At 49.5% G+C, this 22,929-nt stretch carries 15 protein-coding genes; 14 read left to right on the plus strand and 1 reads right to left on the minus strand.

What is annotated here, in order from left to right; genetic code table 11:
* The first annotated feature begins 322 nt into the window (after nt 1–322).
* From rpoN to F453_RS16115, 12 genes are all read left to right on the plus strand, one after another.
* Nucleotides 323–1,825: an RNA polymerase factor sigma-54 gene (gene rpoN, locus F453_RS0105145; RefSeq protein ID WP_018967056.1), complete on the plus strand. Its 1,503-nt coding sequence runs from the start codon at nt 323–325 to the stop codon at nt 1,823–1,825.
* A 455-nt stretch (nt 1,826–2,280) separates the two neighbouring features.
* Nucleotides 2,281–2,670 carry a hypothetical protein gene (locus F453_RS15660; protein ID WP_154650689.1) on the plus strand — a complete coding sequence of 130 codons (390 nt, stop codon included), beginning with the start codon at nt 2,281–2,283 and terminating at the stop codon, nt 2,668–2,670.
* 30 nt (nt 2,671–2,700) lie between these two features.
* The gene (locus tag F453_RS0105150) at nt 2,701–3,309 is read left to right on the plus strand and encodes a phosphatase PAP2 family protein (RefSeq protein ID WP_018967057.1); all 609 of its coding nucleotides are present in this window, start codon (nt 2,701–2,703) and stop codon (nt 3,307–3,309) included.
* A gap of 408 nt (nt 3,310–3,717) precedes the next feature.
* Complete coding sequence (purE, locus tag F453_RS0105155; RefSeq protein ID WP_018967058.1) at nt 3,718–4,224, plus strand: 5-(carboxyamino)imidazole ribonucleotide mutase; 507 nt, start codon at nt 3,718–3,720, stop codon at nt 4,222–4,224.
* 163 nt (nt 4,225–4,387) lie between these two features.
* A complete protein-coding gene (locus F453_RS0105160; protein WP_018967059.1) occupies nt 4,388–6,367 on the plus strand; it encodes a 4-hydroxy-3-methylbut-2-en-1-yl diphosphate synthase in 1,980 nt (659 codons plus the stop codon).
* Between the two features lie 233 nt (nt 6,368–6,600).
* A complete protein-coding gene (gene cysS / locus F453_RS0105165; protein WP_018967060.1) occupies nt 6,601–8,211 on the plus strand; it encodes a cysteine--tRNA ligase in 1,611 nt (536 codons plus the stop codon).
* 529 nt (nt 8,212–8,740) lie between these two features.
* Entirely contained in the window at nt 8,741–9,304 is a 564-nt protein-coding gene (locus F453_RS0105170; RefSeq protein ID WP_018967061.1) for an RNA polymerase sigma-70 factor, read from the plus strand.
* A gap of 90 nt (nt 9,305–9,394) precedes the next feature.
* Complete coding sequence (locus F453_RS0105175) at nt 9,395–10,369, plus strand: FecR family protein (RefSeq protein ID WP_018967062.1); 975 nt, start codon at nt 9,395–9,397, stop codon at nt 10,367–10,369.
* 185 nt (nt 10,370–10,554) lie between these two features.
* A complete protein-coding gene (locus tag F453_RS0105180) occupies nt 10,555–13,812 on the plus strand; it encodes a SusC/RagA family TonB-linked outer membrane protein (protein ID WP_026292464.1) in 3,258 nt (1,085 codons plus the stop codon).
* A 17-nt stretch (nt 13,813–13,829) separates the two neighbouring features.
* Nucleotides 13,830–15,413, plus strand: coding sequence for a RagB/SusD family nutrient uptake outer membrane protein (locus F453_RS0105185; protein ID WP_018967064.1), 1,584 nt, complete (start codon nt 13,830–13,832; stop codon nt 15,411–15,413).
* A 444-nt stretch (nt 15,414–15,857) separates the two neighbouring features.
* Nucleotides 15,858–18,368 (plus strand): TonB-dependent receptor, encoded by a 2,511-nt coding sequence (locus tag F453_RS0105190; protein ID WP_018967065.1) that lies wholly within the window; start codon nt 15,858–15,860, stop codon nt 18,366–18,368.
* A 398-nt stretch (nt 18,369–18,766) separates the two neighbouring features.
* Entirely contained in the window at nt 18,767–18,934 is a 168-nt protein-coding gene (locus F453_RS16115) for a thioesterase (protein WP_081619118.1), read from the plus strand.
* A 412-nt stretch (nt 18,935–19,346) separates the two neighbouring features.
* Here the strand turns inward: F453_RS16115 and F453_RS16440 are convergent, their stop codons facing one another.
* A complete protein-coding gene (locus F453_RS16440) occupies nt 19,347–19,478 on the minus strand; it encodes a hypothetical protein (RefSeq protein ID WP_262502541.1) in 132 nt (43 codons plus the stop codon).
* Nucleotides 19,479–19,516: 38 nt separating this feature from the next.
* On the opposite strand from F453_RS16440, the gene F453_RS0105200 reads away from it, so the two are divergent.
* Nucleotides 19,517–21,022, plus strand: coding sequence for a GH3 auxin-responsive promoter family protein (locus F453_RS0105200; protein WP_018967067.1), 1,506 nt, complete (start codon nt 19,517–19,519; stop codon nt 21,020–21,022).
* A gap of 970 nt (nt 21,023–21,992) precedes the next feature.
* Entirely contained in the window at nt 21,993–22,715 is a 723-nt protein-coding gene (flxB, locus tag F453_RS0105205) for a flexirubin biosynthesis SDR family reductase FlxB (RefSeq protein WP_018967068.1), read from the plus strand.
* Nucleotides 22,716–22,929 lie beyond the last annotated feature (214 nt).

Here is a 22,929-nt window from a genome sequence, read left to right on the forward strand (position 1 = left end):
CTCGTGCTACGCGACAGAAGACATAACGATTGTGTTTTATCCCGAACTCGCGTAAACTTACCAACTAAAAATCTCACAAACGCACAAGCCAAAACCCGCATAAATTCGTGTACTTTCAGACTAAAAAACTCACTAACTCATAAACTTACAAAATAAAATACTCACAAACTCGCAAACAAAAAGGGCGCGCCCTTTGTACGTTAGCAGCATATTTCCTACCTTTGCATATAGGTAACGGGGAACATAACCTATCCATACAGTCTACGCGCAGGCGCAATATACGTGGTGGGAAAGGCGAAAACCCATTGAACCGACAAGCATTATGGCACAGAAGCTCATACAGACACAGACGCAAAAGCAGGTGCAGGTACAACGACTCTCACAACAACAGATGTTGCAGGTGAGGCTCTTGGAGATGCCCCTTACCGAACTGGAACAGAGCGTAGTTGCCGAATTGGACGACAACCCAGCACTAGAAACGGATACGCACGAAGCAAACGAGGTGGAAAACTACGACTCGACGGGCGCAAACGACGATCAAGGGGACGAGGATTTCGACCAGCAGACGGAGCGCGAAGAACGCGAACAGGCGCTGGATGCTGCGTTGGAGAACATTGGACGCGATGATGAGATGCCCGAAACGTTCAGTCGAGAGAACCATCATAATGCCGAGTATGAGGAAATTGTGTATGGCGATACCACTTCGTTTTACGACAAGCTGAAAGAGCAAGTGGGCGAAATAGACCTCAACGACGAAGAAGAACAGGTGCTGCTTTACCTCATCGGGTCGCTAGACAGTGATGGTCTGTTGCGTAAAGATCTTGACACCATTGCCGACGAGTTGGCCATCTACCAAAACTTGGATGTGGAAACGCCCGAAATTGAGCGGATGCTCGGCGTGCTGCAAACGTTCGACCCCGCTGGCATTGGCGCTCGTTCGCTTAAAGAATGCTTGCTGATACAGATTGCAAGAAAGCCCGAAAGCTGGGTAAAGGAGATGATGCGACGCGTGATAGACGAATGTTTCGACGCTTTTACGAAGAAACATTGGGACACGATACAAACGCAACTGCAACTTACCGACGAGCAGGTGCAGGACGTGCAGGCCGAAATAAGGAAGCTAAACCCTAAGCCTGGGGCATCGATGGGCGAAACGCAGGGCCGTAACTTGCAACAGATAACGCCCGATTTTATCGTAGACACCGACGACGACGGCAAGGTTTCGTTCTACCTTAGTCGTGGAAACATACCCCAACTGATGGTGTCGCCATCGTTCGCAGATATGGTTGACCACTACCGAAACAACAAGGCGAACATGACGAAAGGCGAAAAGGAGGCCTTACTCTATGCGAAGGAGAAGGTGGAAAAGGCTCAGGGCTACATCGAAGCTATCAAGCAGCGCCGTCACACGCTAAGCGTAACCATGCAGGCCATAATCGACATACAGCGAAAGTTCTTCGTTGAGGGTGACGAGGCCGACCTCCGACCGATGATTTTAAAAGACATCGCCGACCGAACGGGGCTTGATATCTCTACCATCTCACGCGTTAGCAACATCAAGTATGCGCAAACCAAGTGGGGCACGTTCCCCCTGCGCTTCTTCTTTACGGATGCTTACACCACGGGCGATGGCGAAGAGCTGTCTACCCGCAAGATAAAGATCGCCCTTAAAGAGCTTATCGACAACGAAGACAAGAAGAAGCCGCTGAGCGACGACTTGCTGAAAGAGGAGCTGGCAAAGAAGGGTCTGCCCATCGCTCGCCGTACTGTGGCGAAGTATAGGGAACAACTGGGCCTGCCTGTAGCAAGGTTGAGGAAGGGGTGAGATGAGAAAAAAGCCTCACCCCCAACCCCTCTCCAAGGGGAGAGGGGAGTAATTAGCCTCGTTATTTTGTAGAGTGGCGCAAATGATGGTACATTTAATAGTGGTGTATTTCACTCATTAAAGTAGCGTGTTCGCTTAATTTAAGCTGTACGTTTCACCTATTGGTTCTATTTGTCCCATCAGTCGCATGAGATTTACGAGCTAAAAAGAGCAAAGCGTTAAGTCGCTAGTAACAAGTTAAAGGCAAAGAATTGAGAAGTTAAAAGTCTGATGATAGCAAAGCATTTAGCCCCTCTTTCCCCCTTGGATAGAGACTGTGGTGAGCCCGAGAGAGAACAAGCGAGCTGCGAGAAAGCCGCAATGGCATTGGCTTAACTCGATTCGCGAATTTGCTTAAGAGACCATCGCTGGAGCGAGAAAGCCGCAATGGCATTGGCTTAACTCGATTCGCGAATTTGCTTAAGACACCATCGCTGGAGCGAGAAAGCCGTAATGCTATTGGCTTAACTCGATTCGCGAATTTGCTTAAGACACCATCGTTGGAGCGAGAAAGCCGTAATGGCATTGGTTTAACTCCATTAGCGAATTTGCTTAAGACACCATCGTTGGAGCGAGAAAGCCGTAATGGCATTGGTTTAACTCCATTAGCGAATTTGCTTAAGACACCATCGCTGGAGCGAGAAAGCCGTAATGCTATTGGCTTAACTCCATTCGCGAATTTGCTTAAGACGCCATCGCTGGAGCGAGAAAGCCGTAGTGCTATTGGCTTAACTCCATTCGCGAATTTGCTTAAGACGCCATCGCTGGAGCGAGAAAGCCACAATACTATTGGCTTAACTCCTTAACTCCCTAACTCCTTTAACTCCTAAGAAGTTATGAAAGAGAAAAATATCATATTCGGCGCGCGGATGATGAGCATGCTCTTCACCCCGTTTTATCTGCCCATTGTTGGGCTGATAGCGTTGTTCACCTTTAGTTACATGTCGCAGTTGCCATGGGACTATAAGCTAGAGGTGTTACTCTTGGTGTATATCGCCACCATATTCATCCCCACGATACTGATACATCTGTATCGCCGTTATCAGGGATGGACCCTCATCGAGTTAGGACATAAAGAGCGGCGCATGGTGCCTTACGTCATCTCCATATTGTGTTACTTTGGCTGTTACTATCTCATGGCGGTGTTGCAAATACCCCGTTTCATGGCGCGCATTTTGGTTGCAGCCCTTGTGGTGCAAGTGGTTTGCGCACTGATAAACGTTTGGTGGAAAATCTCCACCCACACGGCGGCCATCGGTGGTGTAGCGGGCGGACTAATGGCTTTCGCCTTTCTCTTCATGTTCAACCCCGTGTGGTGGCTCTGCCTGGTGTTTATCGTGGGCGGATTGGTTGGCACCAGTCGTATGATACTTCGTCAACACTCGCTCTGGCAGGTAGTGGCGGGGTTCCTCGTAGGCTTGGTATGCGCGTTTGTGGTGATATAACGAGTCCCCTAAGACCAGCGCGAGCACATCTTAAGACCAGCGCGAACCTACCCACAACTGGCCTCACCCCCAACCCCTCTCCAAGGGGAGAGGGGCGTGATTAGCCCCGTTACTCTAAAGCGTTAAAGTTAAACGCTGGAGCATAACCATTAAACAATGGCGCATTGTTCCATCAAATGATGACGTATTCCAAATAAATGGTAAAATACGAATAAGTAAATAGTTAATGATTAACAAGTAAATAGTAAACGATTAACAAACAAGCGCGCATGCCACCGTAAGGATGCAGCAAGGCATACCACGCCCCTCTCCCCTTGGAGAAGGGTTAGGGGTGAGGCCGGTTGTGAGCTGGGCGTGTTTGGTTGTTGATGTAAACTAGATTAGAATAAGGTTTATACAGTATATATTATGACCCCATCAGTAAGCATTATCATGGGCAGCACGAGCGATCTGCCCGTTATGGAGAAGGCATGTAAGTTGCTTAACGACTTAAAAGTACCTTTCGAAGTGAACGCTCTCAGTGCTCATCGCACGCCCGACGCCGTAGAGGCCTTCGCCAAAGGCGCTAAAGCGCGTGGCGTAAAGGTTATTATTGCGGCCGCTGGTATGGCTGCCGCCCTGCCTGGTGTTGTGGCCGCATCCACCACGTTGCCAGTTATCGGCGTACCTATCAAGGGCATGCTCGACGGACTTGACGCGCTACTGTCTATCGTGCAGATGCCTCCTGGCATACCTGTTGCCACCGTGGGCGTTAATGCGGCTATGAATGCGGCCATACTTGCTGTGCAAATGCTGGCCCTGACAGACGATAACGTGGCACAGCGACTAGCCGAATACAAGGCAACATTGGGACAAAAGATTACCAAGGCCAATGAAGAACTGGCCGAAGTGAAATACGAGTTTAAGACAAACTAAGGCGAATGATAGCGAGTGGATGAGTAGATTAGTTGACGAGTGGACAGGTTAACGGGTAGACTAGTTTACAAACTAACGAGTGAACGAGTTGTTAGGCGAAGCATCTTTTCACCTTCTCACCTTTTCACTCTTTCACTTTTAAACGCCTTTCACCTTTAAATGAATGATGAACGAACAAGATAACAGCAACACTTCACGCCCTCTCACCCCACACGGAGACGGCGAATTGAGGGACATCGGCATCGACCTCTTTAACATGCAACGCCGAAACGCATCGGTAACAACCGTTGGAAGCGTGACGATGGGTGGCAACAACCCCGTGCGCGTGCAGTCGATGACCACCACCGATACCAACGACACCGAGGCTAGTGCTGCCCAAGCCGAGCGTATTATACAAGCTGGCGGCGAGCTGGTTCGTCTCACCACGCAAGGAAAACGTGAAGCAGAGAACCTGCGCAACATCAATGCGGTACTCAGGCAGAAAGGTTACGCCACGCCACTTGTGGCCGACGTGCATTTCAACGCTAACGTGGCCGACGTGGCTGCATTGTATGCCGAGAAGGTACGCATAAATCCAGGCAACTATGTAGACCCCGGACGCACCTTCAAACAGTTGGAATATACCGATGAAGAATATGCCGAAGAGATTAAGAAGATAGATGCACGTTTCGTGCCTTTCCTCAATATCTGTCGCGAAAACAACACGGCCGTACGCATTGGCGTGAACCATGGTTCGCTGTCCGACCGCATCATGAGCCGCTATGGCGATACGCCTGCGGGCATCGTAGAGAGCTGCATGGAGTTCTTACGCATCTGCAAGCGCGAACATTTCAACAATGTGGTTATCTCCATCAAGGCATCCAACACCGTGGTGATGGTGCAATCGGTGCGCCTCTTGGTGCAACAGATGCGCCTCGAAGATATGAATTATCCCCTACACCTTGGCGTTACCGAGGCAGGCGAGGGCGAAGACGGCCGCATTAAGAGTGCGGTGGGCATCGGAGCGCTATTGGCCGACGGCATCGGCGACACCATCCGCGTGTCGCTTAGCGAAGATCCCGAGGCCGAGATACCCGTGGCACGCGCGTTGGTAGACTATATTGGGGCACGCACACCCCATCTGCCCATACCCGCAGCGATGGCAAACGACTTCAACTATACCGCTCCCGAACGTCGTCCCACTAAGGCCGTGGCCAACATCGGAGGCGAAAACCCACCCGTAGTGATAAGCAACCGCACGGATAAGGATAAGGTACACGTGGTGGCCAACGCCGACCAAACGCCCGATTACATATATATCGGTAGGCATCTGCCCGCTAACCTCTCGGCAAAGCGTCGCTACATCATGGACTACGATGCCTACATGCAGCTGGCTAGCACCCATCCGCAGGCCGACGAGCAGGTTTATCCCATCTTCCCACATAACGCCGTACCCTTCATCTCCCTTGTTGAGGCCGACGTAAAGTTCCTTGTGCTGCAATATGGAGCCAATAGCGACGAATATTTAGCTTGCCTTAAACATCACCCCGAGGTAGTGGTGGTGTGCATGAGTACGCATAAGAACAAGGTGGGAGACCAACGCGCGTTGGTTCACGAACTGTGGTCGGCTGGCATCAACAACCCCGTGGTGTTCGCGCAGATGTATCGCCATTCGGCCGAAGAGAAAGAAACCTTCCAGCTGAAGGCTGCTGCCGACATGGGTCCGTTGATGATTGACGGACTAACGGATGGCATTTGGCTGATGAACGATGGCGACTTGCCCGACGAAGAAGTAGATGCCACAGCCTTCGGCATACTGCAAGCCGCCCGTTTGCGCACCACCAAGACCGAATACATTAGCTGTCCGGGTTGCGGTCGCACGCTTTACGACCTGCGAACAACCATCGCCCGCATTCGCGAAGCCACCAAACACATGAAGGGATTAAAGATTGGCATCATGGGTTGCATCGTAAACGGACCGGGCGAAATGGCCGATGCCGATTTCGGATATGTTGGCGCAGGCCCGGGTAAGGTGTCGCTCTATCGCAAAAAAGAATGCGTTGAAAAGAATATCGACGAGAAAGACGCGGTGGAACACCTGCTAAGGCTGATTGAAAACAGCCTCACCCCCAACCTCTCTCCAAAGGGAGAGGGGCGTGATTAGCCTTGCAACGTTGTGGTAGTTCTAATGATTGTGGCATTTGATGGCACACGGTAGTAGTATCTATACGATAAACCTTGTGAGGTAATGGCCTAATAAAATCATAGTTAATAACGAGTAATCACTTACCTTCACTCACCAAAACAACACTGCATACCACTCCCCTCTCCACTCGGAGAGAGGTTAGGGGTGAGGCCGGTTGTGGGTTAAGGGTAAGGCAGAAAACAAATAAGAATATGAACGAACAAAATAAACCCGCTGATAACACAGCGCAAAATCAAAACAAATCCATGCCTTCCACCGAAGCAGCACAGCATACTACGCCCCTCTCCCCTTGGAGAGGGGACGGGGGTGAGGCCGCTTCTCCCTTGTTAATCTACAACACCCTCACTCGCCAAAAAGAGCGTTTCGAACCCCTACACGCCCCCAACGTGGGCATGTATGTATGCGGACCCACCGTATATGGCGACCCGCATTTGGGTCATGCACGACCTGCCATCACCTTCGACGTCGTGTTTCGCTACCTGCAACACCTGGGTTACAAGGTGCGCTACGTGCGAAACATCACCGATGTGGGGCATCTTGAACACGATGCAGACGATGGCGACGACAAGATTGCTAAGAAAGCGCGACTCGAACAACTTGAGCCCATGGAGATTGCACAGCATTATACCAACACCTATCATGCTGCCATGCAACTGCTCAACGTGCTTCCGCCCAGTATCGAGCCACAAGCGTCGGGGCACATCATCGAACAAGAAGAGTTGGTGAAGAAAATCCTCGCCAATGGTTTTGCCTACGAAAGCAACGGCTCCATCTACTTCGACATCGCCAAATACAACCAAACTCATCGCTACGGCATCCTCTCTGGCCGCAACCTCGAAGACGTTTTAGACGCCTCGCGACAACTCGACGGCGTGGGCGAAAAGCGTAATCAGGCCGACTTCGCCCTGTGGAAGCACGCCCAACCCGAACACATCATGCGCTGGCCAAGTCCTTGGGGCGAGGGCTTCCCTGGTTGGCACTGCGAATGTACGGCAATGGGTCGCAAGTATTTGGGCAACCAATTCGACATACATGGTGGCGGAATGGACCTCGTTTTCCCGCACCACGAGTGCGAGATAGCCCAAGCCGTGGCCTCCGAAGGCGAACAGATGGTACGTTATTGGATGCACAACAACATGATAACCATCAATGGACAGAAGATGGGAAAGAGCCTAGGCAACTTCATCACGCTCGAACAGTTCTTCAACGGCTCGCATTCGGCGCTCGAAAAGGCCTATTCGCCCATGACCATTCGTTTCTTCATCCTCTCTGCCCACTATCGCGGAACGGTGGATTTCTCCAACGAAGCCCTGCAAGCCAGCGAGAAAGGGCTCGAAAGATTGCTCAACGGCATCGCCGACTTACAGCGCATTCAGCCCGCCAAAGCTAGCGATGAGGCCACCGCAACCATCGTGAACGAACTGCCACGCAAGTGTTACGAGGCCATGAACGACGACTTCCAAACGCCCATGGTGTTAAGTCATCTCTTCGAAGCATGCCGACTTATCAACACGCTTATCGACCACAAGGCGCAGATTTCGGCCGAACACTTAGAGCAATTGGCCGCCACCATGCGCCTCTTTGCTTTCCAACTGTTGGGTCTGAACGCCGAAAACGGCAACAACAACGATGCTCGCGAAGAAGCCTTTGGCCAAGTTGTAGATATGGTTCTCGACCTGCGCGCCAAGGCAAAGGCCGACAAAGACTGGGCCACCAGCGACCGCATACGCGACGAACTGGCCGCCGCCGGCTTCGAAGTGAAGGATACCAAGGACGGCGCAACATGGAAACTGAACAAGTAGAAACCGTAAACGCTGCGCTACCGATTAAGCTGTAGCCCCACTACAAACGAGCTGTAGCCCCACTACAAGTGAGTTGTAGTGGCGCTACAAGCCTTTTGTAGTCATGCTACAAGCGTCTTGTACACCCACTACAAGACGTCTTGTACTCCCCAAGCAGTCAATAGGCGCCATGCAAAGGCTTATTAGCGGTTGTGCAAACACCCACAAGCGCCTATACATTAAAACCGAAAACATCCCGTAATGAACCCAAGCCAATACAATACCCTCTTCACATTATTAGGTGGTCTTGACTTTTATCGTACCTTTGTCAAGTACCTTATATATAAGAGGAATGTTGATCTTGATATTCAATTACAAAAATAAAGACTTCTACCAGCCCATAAGAACTTTAAAAGTCAAGATGACTTCAAAGACTGATTTTGTTTTATGCAATAGTATGCATTGCTTTATTCCCTCCCAACATTTCGTTTTGCGGATTATATAAGCTCTGCTTCCAAGTGGCTCATCCTTCTGAAATCTCCACTTCCTGATGCCCAACTTCGACGAGTTATATATTAGATGGTATTCCCGTGCGAAAAGATTTGCCGCAACTTACGTCAAGTCTGAAAACGACGCCGAAGACATTGTGCAAGATGTCTTCATCAAGTTGTACGAGCATCCTAGGGCAATTGATGCTGATTTTCATGTCGTTGGCTACTTGTTTACGTGCATTAGGAACGCTTGTCTCAACTATCTGCGCGACAAGTTGGTGCAAACCGCTGCCACAACCTTGCTTCAAGATGTTTATAGACAAGAGATGCAGTTGGGATTTGATGCCTTGTTGCAAACCGAAACCAACTTTCACAACGAAGAAGACATTGATCGTGCTCTCGAAGAAGCCATCTCTCGTCTGCCCGAAAAGTGCCGAGAGATTTTCGTAATGAGCAAATTGCAAGGCATGCGGCATGCCGACATCGCCCAGCAGTTGGGCATATCTGTGAATACCATCGAGACTCAAATGGGCATTGCCTATCGAAAGCTGCGACAAGAGCTGAAGCAATATCTGCCATTATTAGTTTTTCTTTTCTCTTTCTCATGCGTGGAGACTAGATGAAAAAGTTAAAGAAGATAAAAAACCATTGCCGTTTTCGTTTTGTTTTAGCGGAAACGGTTTTTTGTGTGTATCACATATAAAACCTGAACAATGATAGACGAACGCATTGTGAAATATCAACAAGGCGAGCTTAATACGGAAGAGGTGGGCCAACTGCTGAGTGATGCCGAGCAGGATGCCGAACTGAAAACCGCCCTAACAGGCCTCTTAAATGTCTCGGCCTTAGCTACGCTGCACTCTTCTTTTACCGATCGTGAGGAGGGAGAGGCCCAGTTGCCCAGTTTGAAGGTGCAGCTGCGACGCAGAATGCTTTACCGATTGGGAAGACCCCTGCTGAAATATGCCGCTATGGGCGTGCTGATCATCGCCGTGACATTAGCTATTGGGTACTATCAAACCAAGGGTCCAGGAGCGATAGCCATGCAGTCGCTCACCGTACCCCATGGGCAGCACTGCCAAATCACCCTTTCAGATGGTAGCAAAGTATGGGTAAATGGAGGTTCAACCTTGCGTTATCCCTCGTATTTTGAGGGAGAACGGCGAATAGAGCTTACAGGCGAGGCTCTGTTTGATGTGACTAAGGATGGCAATCTACCCTTTGTGGTGTCGGCAAAAGGCGTATGTGTAAAGGTTATTGGCACGCGTTTTAATGTCAGGGGTTATGCCGCCGAACCACTCACTGTGTCTTTGTTGCATGGAATGGTCAGCGTTTATCGAGAAAACGACGAACAACGGGGCATTATTCTGTACCCCAACGAACAGCTTACGGTGAGGGGCGACCAAATGACCAAGAGTAGAATGGATGCCGATGTGGCAGCTTGGAAAGATGGACTATTGGTGTTCAAGTCGGCAACTATGGCCGACATCATTGCTAATCTGCAAACCTGCTTCAACGTTAAAATCATGGTGAAAGATCCATCCCTTCTCAAAACCCGCTATTCGGGTAAGTTCAGAAAGAGCGATGGGGTGGTAAACATTCTCGATGTTATCAGTAGGGTGCAGTATTTCAAGGTGGTGCAGAAACGTGAAAGCAACGAGATAGAACTACATCCCAATATAGATTGAAGTGATAAATGAAGCCATTGCAATATTAACCCCTCAACAACAACTGCCTATGACATACCTCTAGAAACCGAGAATAGCGAGTTTTTTTAACTCTAAAAAAACCTAGATCCAACTGGTGCTCTGCCTCTTTGCAGGGTACCTCGATAAATAACAAAATCAAATTTCATTCAGTTAACTTTTTACACATGAACAACTTATCAACTCTACATCAGGCAGCGACGGCCATGAAAGGGCTTTTCGTATCCAAATCTCGGCTGCTTGCCTGGCTCATTTGCTGCTTTCTGAGTGTGCAGAACGCCTCAGCGCAAGGGCAGACGGTGAAACTTTCGGCTAAAACACTGCCCATTGCACAGTTGTTTTCCGAAATAGAGAAGCAAACGGGCTATCTCTTCGTTTACAGCAACATCGATCTAGATACCCAATCTTTGGTGAATTTCTCGAAGGATGCAGGTTCTGTATCTTATTTTATCAGCCAATTTGTGCAGGGTAGGGGTATCAAATACGAGGTGACACCTGGTAAATATATCGTTTTTTCAAAGCAAACCGACATGCAGGCAACACATTCGAGCGTGTCGGGAACGATCTCCGACAGCAAGGGAGACCCGCTTGTGGGCGTGACGGTACAACAAAAAGACACACCGAACAAAACCGTTACCGATGCAAACGGCCGTTTCTCTCTCAACGCTCCCGTGGGTTCAATGCTCGTGATTTCGTATATCGGCATGCAAGACAAAGAAGTGCGTGCTGCCCGAAACATGGATGTTACCCTGACCGACGATGTGAAAGCGTTGGACGAAGTAGTGGTAGTGGGCTACGGAACGGTGAAGAAAGCCGACCTGGCAGGCTCGGTATCGGTACTCGATAACAAAGCTTTTAAAGACCAACCTATCACGGTAATATCCGACGCTTTACAAGGTCGCATCTCGGGTGTTCATGTCGTTAGCAGTGGCATTCCTGGTGGTGACATGAAGATTAGGGTGCGTGGTGCAGGCTCGATAAACCGCAGTAACGACCCGCTTTACGTTGTCGACGGCATCGTTCGCGAAAGTGGTCTTACGGGATTAGATCCCGAAGACGTGCAGTCTATTCAAGTGTTGAAAGATGCTTCATCGACGGCCATCTATGGTTCTCGTGGTTCTAACGGCGTGGTGTTGGTGACAACGAAAACCGGTAAGGTAGACGTAAAGCAGGTTTCGTTCGACGCGCAAATTGGCTTTAGCAATGTTGCCAAGCGCTACGACTTGCTCAATGCCTATGAGTTTGCTACCGCCTACAACGAAGCACACCCCAATACGTTCAATGCCAACGACCTATCGGCCTTTCAAAACGGAACGAAGGGCACCGATTGGCAGGATGAAATGTTCCAAACGGGGGTAACACAAAACTACAAGGTGACGCTGACCAACGGCTATAAGAATACACAATATTACCTCTCGGGCAACTATCTGGGACAAACTGGAGCAGTTATCAAGACCAAGAACGAACGTTACCTGGTGCGCATGAATCTCACTTCGGACATCACTCGCTGGCTGAGCCTAACGGCAGACCTTAACGCGTCGCACAATGTAAGGAACACTTACAACTTCGGAGCTTCGAAAAGCAATGTAATGTGGACGATGGTTAACTACTCGCCCGTTACCGACGTGATGGGAGAAAACGGTAAATACAACCGCGACTTCTATAACGCCATCACCTCAGACAACCCTGTTGGAACAATGGAACTTAACGGAGGACAAAGCCGCCAAGACATCTTTAACGGGCGAATTGACTTGAAATTCAATATCCTTCCTGGATTGACGTTCACCACCACTAACGGAATCGACTACAACGATGCCAAATACTATTGGTTCGGCTCTAAGCTCGTTGCCGATAAAAGCGGCATGTCTAACCATGATGCACAACGCATGACGATTCAGTCTACCAACAACCTGACCTATGTTGGCAGCTGGGGTGCACATGCATTGACGGCAACTGGCGTATTCGAATCCACACAATCGAAGTATCGTTTTATCCGTATCGCTGGAGACGACCTGCTCACCGAGAGTGTGAGGTGGTGGAATATCGGTCTTGCCAACAGCAAAACCGAAGAGAATGGTTACGAGTCGTGGGCCTTGTTATCGGGCGTTGGACGTTTGATGTACAACTACGACAATCGTTATCTTGTAACCGGTACCTTCCGTGCAGACGGTTCTTCCAAGTTCTTTAAGAACAAGTGGGGCTTCTTCCCCTCGTTGGCTCTGGCATGGTCGCTGGGCAACGAGAAGTTTATGCAAAGGCAAAATATCATCCAAGATGCCAAAATTAGATGGAGCTACGGCTTGGTTGGCAGTCAGGCTATCGAACCTTATGAGACGCTCGGACTGATGAAACAGGTGGGCTACGCCTTCGGTGGGTCGTCGAAATACACGGGCTTCTGGGCTGGGACTAATCGTCAGACACCCGATCTCACTTGGGAAAAAACCCATCAGTTCAACTTTGGAGCAGACTTCGCTATCCTCGATCGTAGGGTACGGTTCTCGATCGACTACTTCAAGAAACTCACCAAGGATGGCTTGCTTCGCAAAACACTGCCCGAGTATGATGGTGGCGGTAACTATTGGGTGAACGCTTGCGAAGTGGATAACCATGGACTGGACGTGTCGATAGATGCAACGATGCTAAATCTCAAAGACCTGACTTGGAATAGCACCCTCACAGGCACCTATCTGAAGAACAAAGTTACTTCGTTAGACAACATTCCCTTCGTGAAAGGCTACACGCCTGCATTTGGTTTAGTGGGAGACGTTACTAGGATTGCTGTTGGGCAACCCATCGGTTCGTTCTATCTGTACCAGTGGACAGGCCTCGACAGCAATGGTCGAGACACCTATGCCGACCTAGATGGTAGCGGAACCGTGTCGGAAGGCGACAGAACCTATGTTGGGAAAGCAACGCCCGACGTTACCTTGGGATGGAACAACCGCGTAGAATGGCGTGGCTGGGAACTGAATCTCTTCTTTACAGGAGCCTTTGGTGCCAAACGCCTTAATCTGATGCGCTATGGGGCAGCATCGATGAATGGTGCATCGAAGTTCATTACGTCGAGAGAAGCTTATTATCGCTCGTTTGGTAAGTCGGATAATCCCATATACCCTGCCGTGAATGTTACCAACAACAACTATCAGGCAGCGTCTACCAAGTGGCTGGAAAAGGCCGATTACTTCAGATGCGATAACATCACACTGGCCTATAACTTCTCGAAAAAGCAAACGCGTTTTGCCGATGTGAGGCTGTCGCTTAGCTGCCAGAACGTCTTTACCATCACTGGGTATAAGGGATTAGACCCTGCCGGCACTTCTTTCATGGATACGACGCTCGGAAGTGTAGACATCAATGATGGCATTGATATGGGTGCCTATCCGCTGACACGCACTTTCACGTTTGGTGTAAAAATCAACTTCTAATCAATCCTTAAACGACAATGAAACTCAGATACATTTTTGGTTGTGCACTTGGCCTAACGCTGGTGGCAACATCTTGTAGCGACTTCCTTACCGAAAAGCCAAAAGGGAAGCTAACGCCCGATAATTATTTCTCTTCACAAGACGAACTGAACATGGGTGTGTATGCTTTGTATAGCAAAGTGTGTGACATACAAACCAATACCAACCCGATGATGATGGCGTGGCAGGGAGACGACATCACTACTAATCCTGGTAGCAACAAACAACACTTGGCCGAGGTGGATGCTTTTCATCCTAACGACGGAAACAATGGTGCTGCCTGGGCATGGAGAACCTCGTTTGTTGCCATCAAGGCTGCTAACGACATCGTGAACAATGCCGGTAAGACCCCTACGACGGATGCCGAGAAGGACATCGCTATTGGGCAGGCTAAGTTTTGGCGGGCAGTGAACTACTTCTATCTTGTGAGACGCTTTGGCCCAATTCCAATGAACCTCAAGGGAGACATCGACTACAACCGCCCCTTAACCTCGGTAGAAGAGGTGTATAAGCAGATTGTGGCCGATTTAAAAGACTGTGTTGCCACGCTTCCTACGAAGTACACAGAGGCTCCACGCCTCATTAACGAGGCCAATATCTACATTACCAAGCAGGCGGCACAAGCCACTTTGACTGCCGTATATATGGCAATGGCAGGATGGCCCCTGCAACAGACCGAGCGTTATGCCGATGCAGCCGAACAGGCTAAAGCTGTTATCGATGGTGTGCAGGCTGGTACATACGAGTATATACTGGAAAGCGATTATAAAAATGTGTATGCCATAAGCCACAACTACACCAACGAGACCGTTGTGGGTATCAACTTCTCTGGTTCTTTTGCTTGGGACGAAGATTCTGAAATGACTAAGAGTAACCTCTTCGAGTCGCTCGGTGGATGGGGAGATGGATGGGGAGAAATCAAGTTTTGGAAAGAATTCCCCGACGGACCGCGTAAAGCAGCCACCTACAACCCCAAAATATTGAAGAACAACGGCCGCAATAATGAGACGGAATTGCTAGACTGGTGGGAGGTGGAAGAGGCACACCCCATGTTCTCTATTTTTACGGTTGGACCCGATGGGGGTGACTACGACTACACCAAACCCGCTGGTTACATCTCGTCTAACAGCCATCGACATCGTCTTATCCGATATTCCGAGGTTCTGTTATGGTATGCCGAGGCGCAGGCACGTGCTGAGGGAGCACCCAACCTGATGGCTTACGATTGCATAAATAAGGTGAGAAACCGAGCGGGACTGACCAATCTCTCTGCTGGACTTAGTGCGGCCGACTTTGCTGAGGCCTGCGTTCAGGAGCACGGATGGGAGGTGGCAGGTTACTGGCCCGCACTAGTGACACGCCGAGACGATTTGATGCGACTCAACCGCCTTGAGCAACTCTTCAACAGTCGCAAGGAAAACACTCCGATCACCGTGGCAACGAATGTGACGTTGAAAGAGAGTGTGCTCGTTCCCGACAATGTTGTTTGGCAGGGAGAGAAGAGCATCTATCTGCCTTATCCTGCATTAGATGCCCAGTTGAACAAGAATTTGAAACGCTGATGACAATGGCACCATAGCCGCTCATGAAACTAACAGACCGCTTCCAACAAGAGGGAAGCGGTCTTTTTTATCCTTTCCACCTTAGTGGATAAGTTGATGAGTTGACAAGTTAATATGTAGACGAGTTAGCGAATAGATGAGTTGACAAGTTAACGAGTTAACAAGTAGATGAGTTAAGAAGTTGGTAGACACAGCCATTTTTTCACATTACCACTGAAATACACCAAGCATACCACTCCCCTATCCCCTTGGAGAGGGGTTGGGGGTGAGGCTTCGTTTCCCAACTTCTAGGTATTGCCTGTTTCATTACAAACTACTAACTTTGCACCAACAAATCAAAGGCGAGCTCTAGAACTTTTCGAGAAGGCGACAAAAGTCCTGATAGTGTGAATTGCGCCTAAGCGGATGGTTTACAGAACATGCCTGCATTAAAATCAATTTAAAATGAAAAAGAAAAGAACAGTAAAAAAACAATTCTTTAAAATGATGTTCGCCATCTGCGCGACATTCGTCCTAAGCGTACCCATTGACGTGCGGGCAGAAAACGAAGTGAAAGAGAACACGGAGGCAAACATCAAGGGAAGCGTGATAGACAGCAAAACGCAACGCCCCCTTTCGCACGCTAGCGTGCTGGTTATAGGTACGGTTATAACCACCACAACCGATGCCGAAGGCCATTATTCGCTAAGAAACCTGCCCCTGGGAAAGGTGAAAATCGAGGTGCGCTCTGCGGGATATCGTGCCCTAAGAAAAGAAGTGCCCACCGAAAAGAACTACACCCACGAGATGAATTTCGAACTGGAGCCAGACGAAATAGCGCTCGACGAGGTGGTTGTTTCGGCCAACCGCAGCCTAACGCTTAGGCGCGAATCGCCTGTTATCGTGAATGTTCTGGACACGAAGTTGTTCGAGTCTACCCATTCAACGACATTGGCACAAGGACTTAACTTCCAACCGGGCGTACGAACCGAAGACAATTGCACCAATTGCGGCTTTTCGCAGGTGCGTATCAACGGACTTGACGGGCACTACTCACAGATATTGGTAGACTCGCGACCAGTGTTTACCGCCCTGCAAGGCGTTTACGGCCTCGAACAGATACCCGCCAACATGGTAGAACGTGTGGAAATCGTTCGCGGTGGCGGCTCTGCCCTCTTCGGTGCATCGGCCATTGGCGGTACGATTAACATCATCACCAAGGAGCCAAGCGAAAATTCGGCCGAGCTGGCGCACACCATCACGGGCGCAACAAACGGCTCTACGTCGTTCGACAACAACACAACGGGCAACGTTTCGGTTGTAACCACCAACGGTAGGGCTGGTTTTTACCTCTACGGACAAAGCCGACACCGCTCGGCTTACGACCGCGATGGCGACGGTTACACCGACCTGCCCACGCTAGACAATAAAACTCTGGGGCTTAGCAGCTTCCTCCGCCTCACCGATTACTCAAAACTCACCCTCAAGTTTCATGGTCTGAAAGAGTTCCGTCGTGGTGGAAACAACCTGTTTCTTCCACCCCACGAGGCCAATATAGCCGAACAGATAGAGCATACCATCAACGGTGGTGGCCTGTCTTACGACCTTTTCAACCCCAACGGCAAAGGTCATTTCAGCGCATACGTCTCGTTTCAGAACGTCGACCGTAAGAGTTACTATGGCGGTTTAGGCGAACTGGCCAGTGCTGCCGAGGGTCAAAAGGCCCTGAACGAAGCCTATAAGCTGGGTCTTAGCCTAGATATGAGCGAAGACGATGCGACTAAATTGCCCAGCGACCAACAGCAAATCCTAGCCAACGCGCAAGCTTACGACAAGGCGCAACGAGCATACAACGTTACACACAACATCAACTACATTGCAGGAGCACAGTATGTGCACAACTTCGACCGTCTGTTGTTCATGCCAGCCGACCTTACCGTGGGCGCAGAATACAGCTTCGACCGCATCAAAGACCGCTCGCTGGGCTACAACAGCCTGCTAGAGCAGCGCGTGCGCATCAGTAGTGCCTTCGTGCAAAACGAATGGAAGAACGCCCATTGGGGATTGTTGTTGGGCGGACGACTAGACAAACACAACCTTATTTCTCACTTGATATTCAGTCCGCGCGTAAATCTGCGCTACAATCCCACGCCCAACGCCAACTTCCGTCTTACATACGCAGGCGGGTTTAGGGCTCCGCAGGCCTTCGATGAAGACCTTCACACCAAGATTTCGGATGGAGATCGCGTGAAGATTGCTCTTGCCAAGGACTTGAAAGAAGAGCGTTCGCACAGCTTTAGCGCATCGGCCGACCTCTATAAAAGCTTCGGAAAGGTACAAACCAACCTGCTTATCGAGGGCTTCTACACCCGTCTGAACAACATGTTTGCCACGCGCAAGCTGGCCGACGACATCGTTATTGATGGCGCGCGCGTGGAAGAACGCTACAACTCTAATGGTGCAACGGTGTTCGGACTAAACCTCGAAGGCAAGGCTTCGCTATCTTCTTGGGCGCAATTGCAGGCTGGATTTACGTGGCAAAACAGTCGTTATCGCACCGCGGAAGAATGGGACGACGATGCCGCAGACGAGTTTAAGACCACCAAACGCCTGCTGCGCACGCCCGACACCTATGGTTATTTCACGCTGAACGTGCGCCCCACGATAGATTTCAACGTGTCGCTCTCGGGCGTTTACACAGGTCGCATGTTCGTAGGTCATCCCAAGGGCGGCAGCGAGCGCACCAAAGATTTCTCCATCATCGAGCATACGCCTGCCTTCCTCACGTTGAACCTCAAGTTGGCATACGACTTCTACATTCACAATCAAGTGAAGTTGCAGGCTAGCGCAGGTGTTCAGAACCTGCTGGATGCCTATCAGAAAGATCTAGACAAAGGCCCTTCGCGAGCCTCCGACTACGTTTACGGCCCCACACAGCCACGTAGCCTTTTCCTTGGAGTGAAGATTTCGTACTAACATCCTTTGCCCCCAACCTCCTTTTAAAGTGGTTGGGGGCAAATTGTATTCGCACGAAGAGGGTTGCCAACAGATAAATACCAATACCTATGGCCATGAAAAATGGTAAACACCACCTACCCTGCCTATACCGCGTAGAGAGAAAACGAAGACGTAAGTCTACACGAGTTTGGGATAAAACGCAATTGTTATGCCAGCTGCCGCTTAGCGCTAGTTGGCGAGATAGCCATTTCTTTAACTGCCCAGTATTGTTCAAAAGACATGGTTTCTTATCCCCAACGCGCCAATTAACCATTCCGTCGTTCGTATTTTCATTGTTTCGGAAATGTGCCTGCTAAGTCCTTATAACGCATTATTAGATTAACCGCCGTGTTAGAGATGTTTTGGACGGCTGTTCCATGTTATCTGGAATGCTGTTCCAACTAAGCTGGAACCCTCTTCCAACTAATCTGGAACAGGGGTCCAGCTTAGCTTTAACACCGCGGGAGTTTAAAAAGCTCACTACAAGAGCTTATCGGGTGGGGAACGAAAGATGGCGTTTGGAAGTAGGAAGGGTGAGTGGGTAGTGGTGATAGGCTGTGGAACGAACCGCCCAGATGGTGCTAAGCTCGTATCAAACGTTACGAGAATTTGGGTTGAGAGAAACTCGTTATGCCAACTGCCACGTAGCGGTGGTTGGTGAGATAGCCATCCGTTTTTATCTAATCTATGCCAATTCGAGATAACAAACAACACATCGTTGCCTATATGCCTGTGAGGGATGTTGCGCCAACTGCTATGCGGTAGTTGGCGATATAGCTATTCATTTTTATCTAAGTCTTGTTTAAAAAGCATCGCCTTTTATCCCGAATTCACGTAATCTAGCTTCAAATCACCGTATCTTATCTCGAATCCACGTAGCTCTTGGTCTGTTTCTGTTGAATGCGTTTCTAGCAGCAGGTTAGGCGGAATATTATCCTCGTTGCCCTTTTATTATGTCTACCATCTGATAACCTTACCTCCGCTAAGGTGGTAAGTTTCGTTGTACGAATACCGCTTTCTTTCCTGCCATTTCGCCATCGGTTGTCTTCTGCGCGCACCATTTCTGTCCCAAATATGGCGTTTTTTCATGTTTTTGGCGTAATTTTGCCTTTTCAAACAAACCTACAATGAGCATTACATCCTTAGTGAGCGGAGCTTTCAAGGGTCGGCAGGCCGACATTGAGGTATACGCGCACAACAGCGAAGAGATACAACGCCGTGTGTTGGCGCACCTTGTAAAGCAAGGGCAACGCACGCAATATGGCAAAACGTGGGGCATGAACGGCATGCAAACCTACGAACACTTTGCCAACGGCTTGCCCGTAACCACCTACGAAGAGCTGAAAGAACCCATCGACCGCATGCGCCACGGTGAAGCCGATGTGCTTTGGCCAGGTGTGGTGAAGTGGTACGCCAAGTCGTCGGGCACCACCAACGACAAAAGCAAGTTCATCCCCGTGTCGGCCGAGGGCTTGAAAAACATCCATTATAAAGGCGGAAAAGACGCCGTGGCCCTTTATCTGCGCAACAACCCGAAGAGTAAGCTATTCGATGGGCGTAGCCTTATATTGGGTGGAAGCCACGCATCCAACTATAACGTGGCCCATAGTCTTGTGGGCGACCTCAGCGCCATTCTCATCGAGAACATCAATCCCTTGGCCAATCTAGTGCGCGTACCCAAGAAACGCGTTGCGCTAATGGCTGATTTCGAGGCGAAACGTGAGGCCATAGCCCGTCAGACGTTGCACGTCAATGTTACGAACATATCGGGTGTACCCTCGTGGATGCTCTCTGTGCTGGTGCGCGTATTGGAATTGTCGGGCAAGAGCACGCTGGCCGAGGTGTGGCCAGGGCTCGAAGTGTTTTTCCATGGTGGCATAGCGTTCGGTCCTTATCGTGAGCAATACCGCAAGTTGGTGGGTTCGCCGCAGATGCGATACATGGAAACCTACAACGCCAGCGAAGGTTTCTTCGGTCTGCAAGATGATCCCAGCGACGAGGCCATGCTGCTGATGATAGACTATGGCGTGTTTTACGAGTTCATTCCGATGGACGAATTTGGAACGGATAACGCCTCGGTGGTTCCGCTTTGGGACGTACAGCCGGGTAAGAACTATGCCATGGTGATCAGTACCACCTGTGGCCTTTGGCGTTATGTTATCGGCGACACCGTAACCTTCACCTCCACGCAACCTTATAAGTTTAAGATTACGGGGCGAACGAAGTATTTTATCAATGCCTTTGGCGAAGAACTGATTATGGATAACGCAGAGCAGGGGTTGGCATACGCCTGTAAAGAGACTGGCGCAGAGGTGTTAGAGTACACGGCGGCACCTGTTTTTATGGACGCCGAGGCCAAATGCCGACACCAATGGCTGATAGAATTCGCCCATAAACCTGCCGATCTGAACGCGTTTGCTAAGGCATTAGACCTTCGTCTGCAACAACTTAACAGCGACTACGAGGCCAAACGCCACAAGGATATTACGCTGCAACAGTTGGAAGTGGTTGAGGCGCGCCAGGGATTGTTTAACGATTGGCTGAAAAGCAAAGGTAAGTTGGGCGGACAACATAAGGTTCCGCGACTGAGTAATAGCCGTAAGAATATCGAGGAGTTGCTAAAAATGTGCTAGTTGGGGATATAGAACGATATGCTTTGAACTAGCCTAGATGCAACATACATCTATTATGCCAACTATCGCGTATCGATAGTTGGCATAATCATATCTTGTTGCATCTTACTCTTGCGTAAAACGTATGGCGTCTCATCCCAAACTTGTGTATTATATTTGAGTGTCGAGATTACAGCAAACTTATAGTATCTCATGTACATATAAGTGCCCTTGCGCTATCTACCGCGTAGCGGTTGGGCCTTTGGAAGGGCAGGGTTGGGAGCCCAAGCGATCTACCCTGCCTAGGCGGCACAGAGAGAAAACAATGCCGTAGGTATTGGTCTGTTTCCATTGAACACGCTTCTCGGTGAAGAATGGGCACGATAGCCTCTTTGTCACCTTATTATATATGTCTACCATTTGATGGCATTAACCTCTAATCTGGTAAGTTCAGTTCACGAATAACCTATTTTCTTTACGTAACCCAACCAACAAAAAAGACCAAGACCTACGGTCTTGAAGGATAATAAACACCGTCTAGACAGGGTAGGTCGCTTTGGCTTCCAACCCTGCCCTTCCAACAGACCAACCGCTACGCGGTAGATAGCGCAAGGTCACCAGCATGTACATGGCTTATTATGAGCAGTTTGTTATCTCAAACTGGCGTTAAAAATGAATTAGAAAGACACCGTTATCAAGAACCCCTTGACAGGCTGACCGAGAAAAGGAGTTTATTCTTGAGCAAGCGAGTTATAGCATACCCCATATATAAAAGAGGTGTATGCCTCGTTTACTAGCCCATAAACCCTTGCCATTTCTTCGCTACCATTTCTTGTTCAACCACTTATTTCCCGTGGCTAATACACCCAACTTACATCCCTAAAATCTAATAATAAACGCAAATAGTGGAACGTTTAGCGAAAATATACGTAACTTTGCATGTTAAAAAGGGACTTATTGGTCCAACAAACAAACTGAAAAGGAACATTAGATGAAATATGCATTGATAACAGGAGGGTCGCGCGGAATCGGGCGAGCCATAGCTATCAAGTTGGCGAAACAAGGTTATGCGGTGGTAATTAACTACCTCAACAACGACGAAGCAGCAAAACATACGCTCGAACAAATCGTTGCCGAGGGTGGCCAAGCAGAGCTGTTGCGATTTGATGTGGGCCAACCCGAAGCCATAGAACAAGCTGTGGAGGAATGGCAACAACGACACCCCGACGAGTATATTGACGTATTGGTGAACAATGCAGGTATTCGTCGCGACAACCTCATGGTGTTTATGCAGAACGAAGAGTGGAACAGCGTGTTGCAAACATCGCTCAACGCCTTCTTTCATCTAACGCGTCGCCTGCTGAAAGACATGCTCACGCATCGCCATGGTCGCATCGTGAACATCTCATCGGTGTCGGGACTTAAAGGAATGGCTGGCCAAGTGAACTACTCGGCAGCAAAGGCGGCACTCATCGGAGCCACAAAAGCTCTGGCACAAGAGGTGGCCGCACGCAAGGTTACGGTAAATGCCGTGGCGCCTGGATTTATCGAAAGCGACATGACAGGCGACCTAGACCAAGGCGAACTGAAGAAATTGGTTCCCATGAAACGTTTCGGAAAGGCCGAAGAGGTTGCCGCATTGGTGGCTTTCCTCGCATCAGACGAGGCCGCATATATAACGGGCGAAACCATCGCCATTACGGGAGGGTTGTAATTTATCAAGGAGTTAAGAAGTAAGGAGTTAAGGAGTTAAGCCAAATGCTTTGTTGGCGCATCGACGACAACAAGTAATGGCATTCATTCCAAACATTAAACTCCTATCTTAAAGCCAGCAATGCATTTGGTTTAACTCCTAGATAAGAACTACAAGAAAGTCACAACATGTTTGACTTAACCCCCTAAGATAGGAGCTGCGAGAAAATCCCAAA

The sequence above is a fragment of the Hoylesella loescheii DSM 19665 = JCM 12249 = ATCC 15930 genome, assembly GCF_000378085.1.
In the GTDB taxonomy this organism is placed as follows: domain Bacteria; phylum Bacteroidota; class Bacteroidia; order Bacteroidales; family Bacteroidaceae; genus Prevotella; species Prevotella loescheii.

Excerpts from the sequence above, each read along its gene's own strand:
- rpoN (WP_018967056.1), top strand. The coding sequence starts at position 323 with ATGGCACAGAAGCTCATACAGACACAGACGCAAAAGCAGGTGCAGGTA.
- F453_RS0105150 (WP_018967057.1), top strand. The coding sequence starts at position 2,701 with ATGAAAGAGAAAAATATCATATTCGGCGCGCGGATGATGAGCATGCTC.
- purE (WP_018967058.1), top strand. The coding sequence starts at position 3,718 with ATGACCCCATCAGTAAGCATTATCATGGGCAGCACGAGCGATCTGCCC.
- F453_RS0105160 (WP_018967059.1), top strand. The coding sequence starts at position 4,388 with ATGATGAACGAACAAGATAACAGCAACACTTCACGCCCTCTCACCCCA.
- cysS (WP_018967060.1), top strand. The coding sequence starts at position 6,601 with ATGAACGAACAAAATAAACCCGCTGATAACACAGCGCAAAATCAAAAC.
- F453_RS0105170 (WP_018967061.1), top strand. The coding sequence starts at position 8,741 with ATGCCCAACTTCGACGAGTTATATATTAGATGGTATTCCCGTGCGAAA.
- F453_RS0105175 (WP_018967062.1), top strand. The coding sequence starts at position 9,395 with ATGATAGACGAACGCATTGTGAAATATCAACAAGGCGAGCTTAATACG.
- F453_RS0105180 (WP_026292464.1), top strand. The coding sequence starts at position 10,555 with ATGAACAACTTATCAACTCTACATCAGGCAGCGACGGCCATGAAAGGG.
- F453_RS0105185 (WP_018967064.1), top strand. The coding sequence starts at position 13,830 with ATGAAACTCAGATACATTTTTGGTTGTGCACTTGGCCTAACGCTGGTG.
- F453_RS0105190 (WP_018967065.1), top strand. The coding sequence starts at position 15,858 with ATGAAAAAGAAAAGAACAGTAAAAAAACAATTCTTTAAAATGATGTTC.
- F453_RS16115 (WP_081619118.1), top strand. The coding sequence starts at position 18,767 with ATGTTATCTGGAATGCTGTTCCAACTAAGCTGGAACCCTCTTCCAACT.
- F453_RS16440 (WP_262502541.1), bottom strand. The coding sequence starts at position 19,478 with ATGAAAAAACGCCATATTTGGGACAGAAATGGTGCGCGCAGAAGACAA.
- F453_RS0105200 (WP_018967067.1), top strand. The coding sequence starts at position 19,517 with ATGAGCATTACATCCTTAGTGAGCGGAGCTTTCAAGGGTCGGCAGGCC.
- flxB (WP_018967068.1), top strand. The coding sequence starts at position 21,993 with ATGAAATATGCATTGATAACAGGAGGGTCGCGCGGAATCGGGCGAGCC.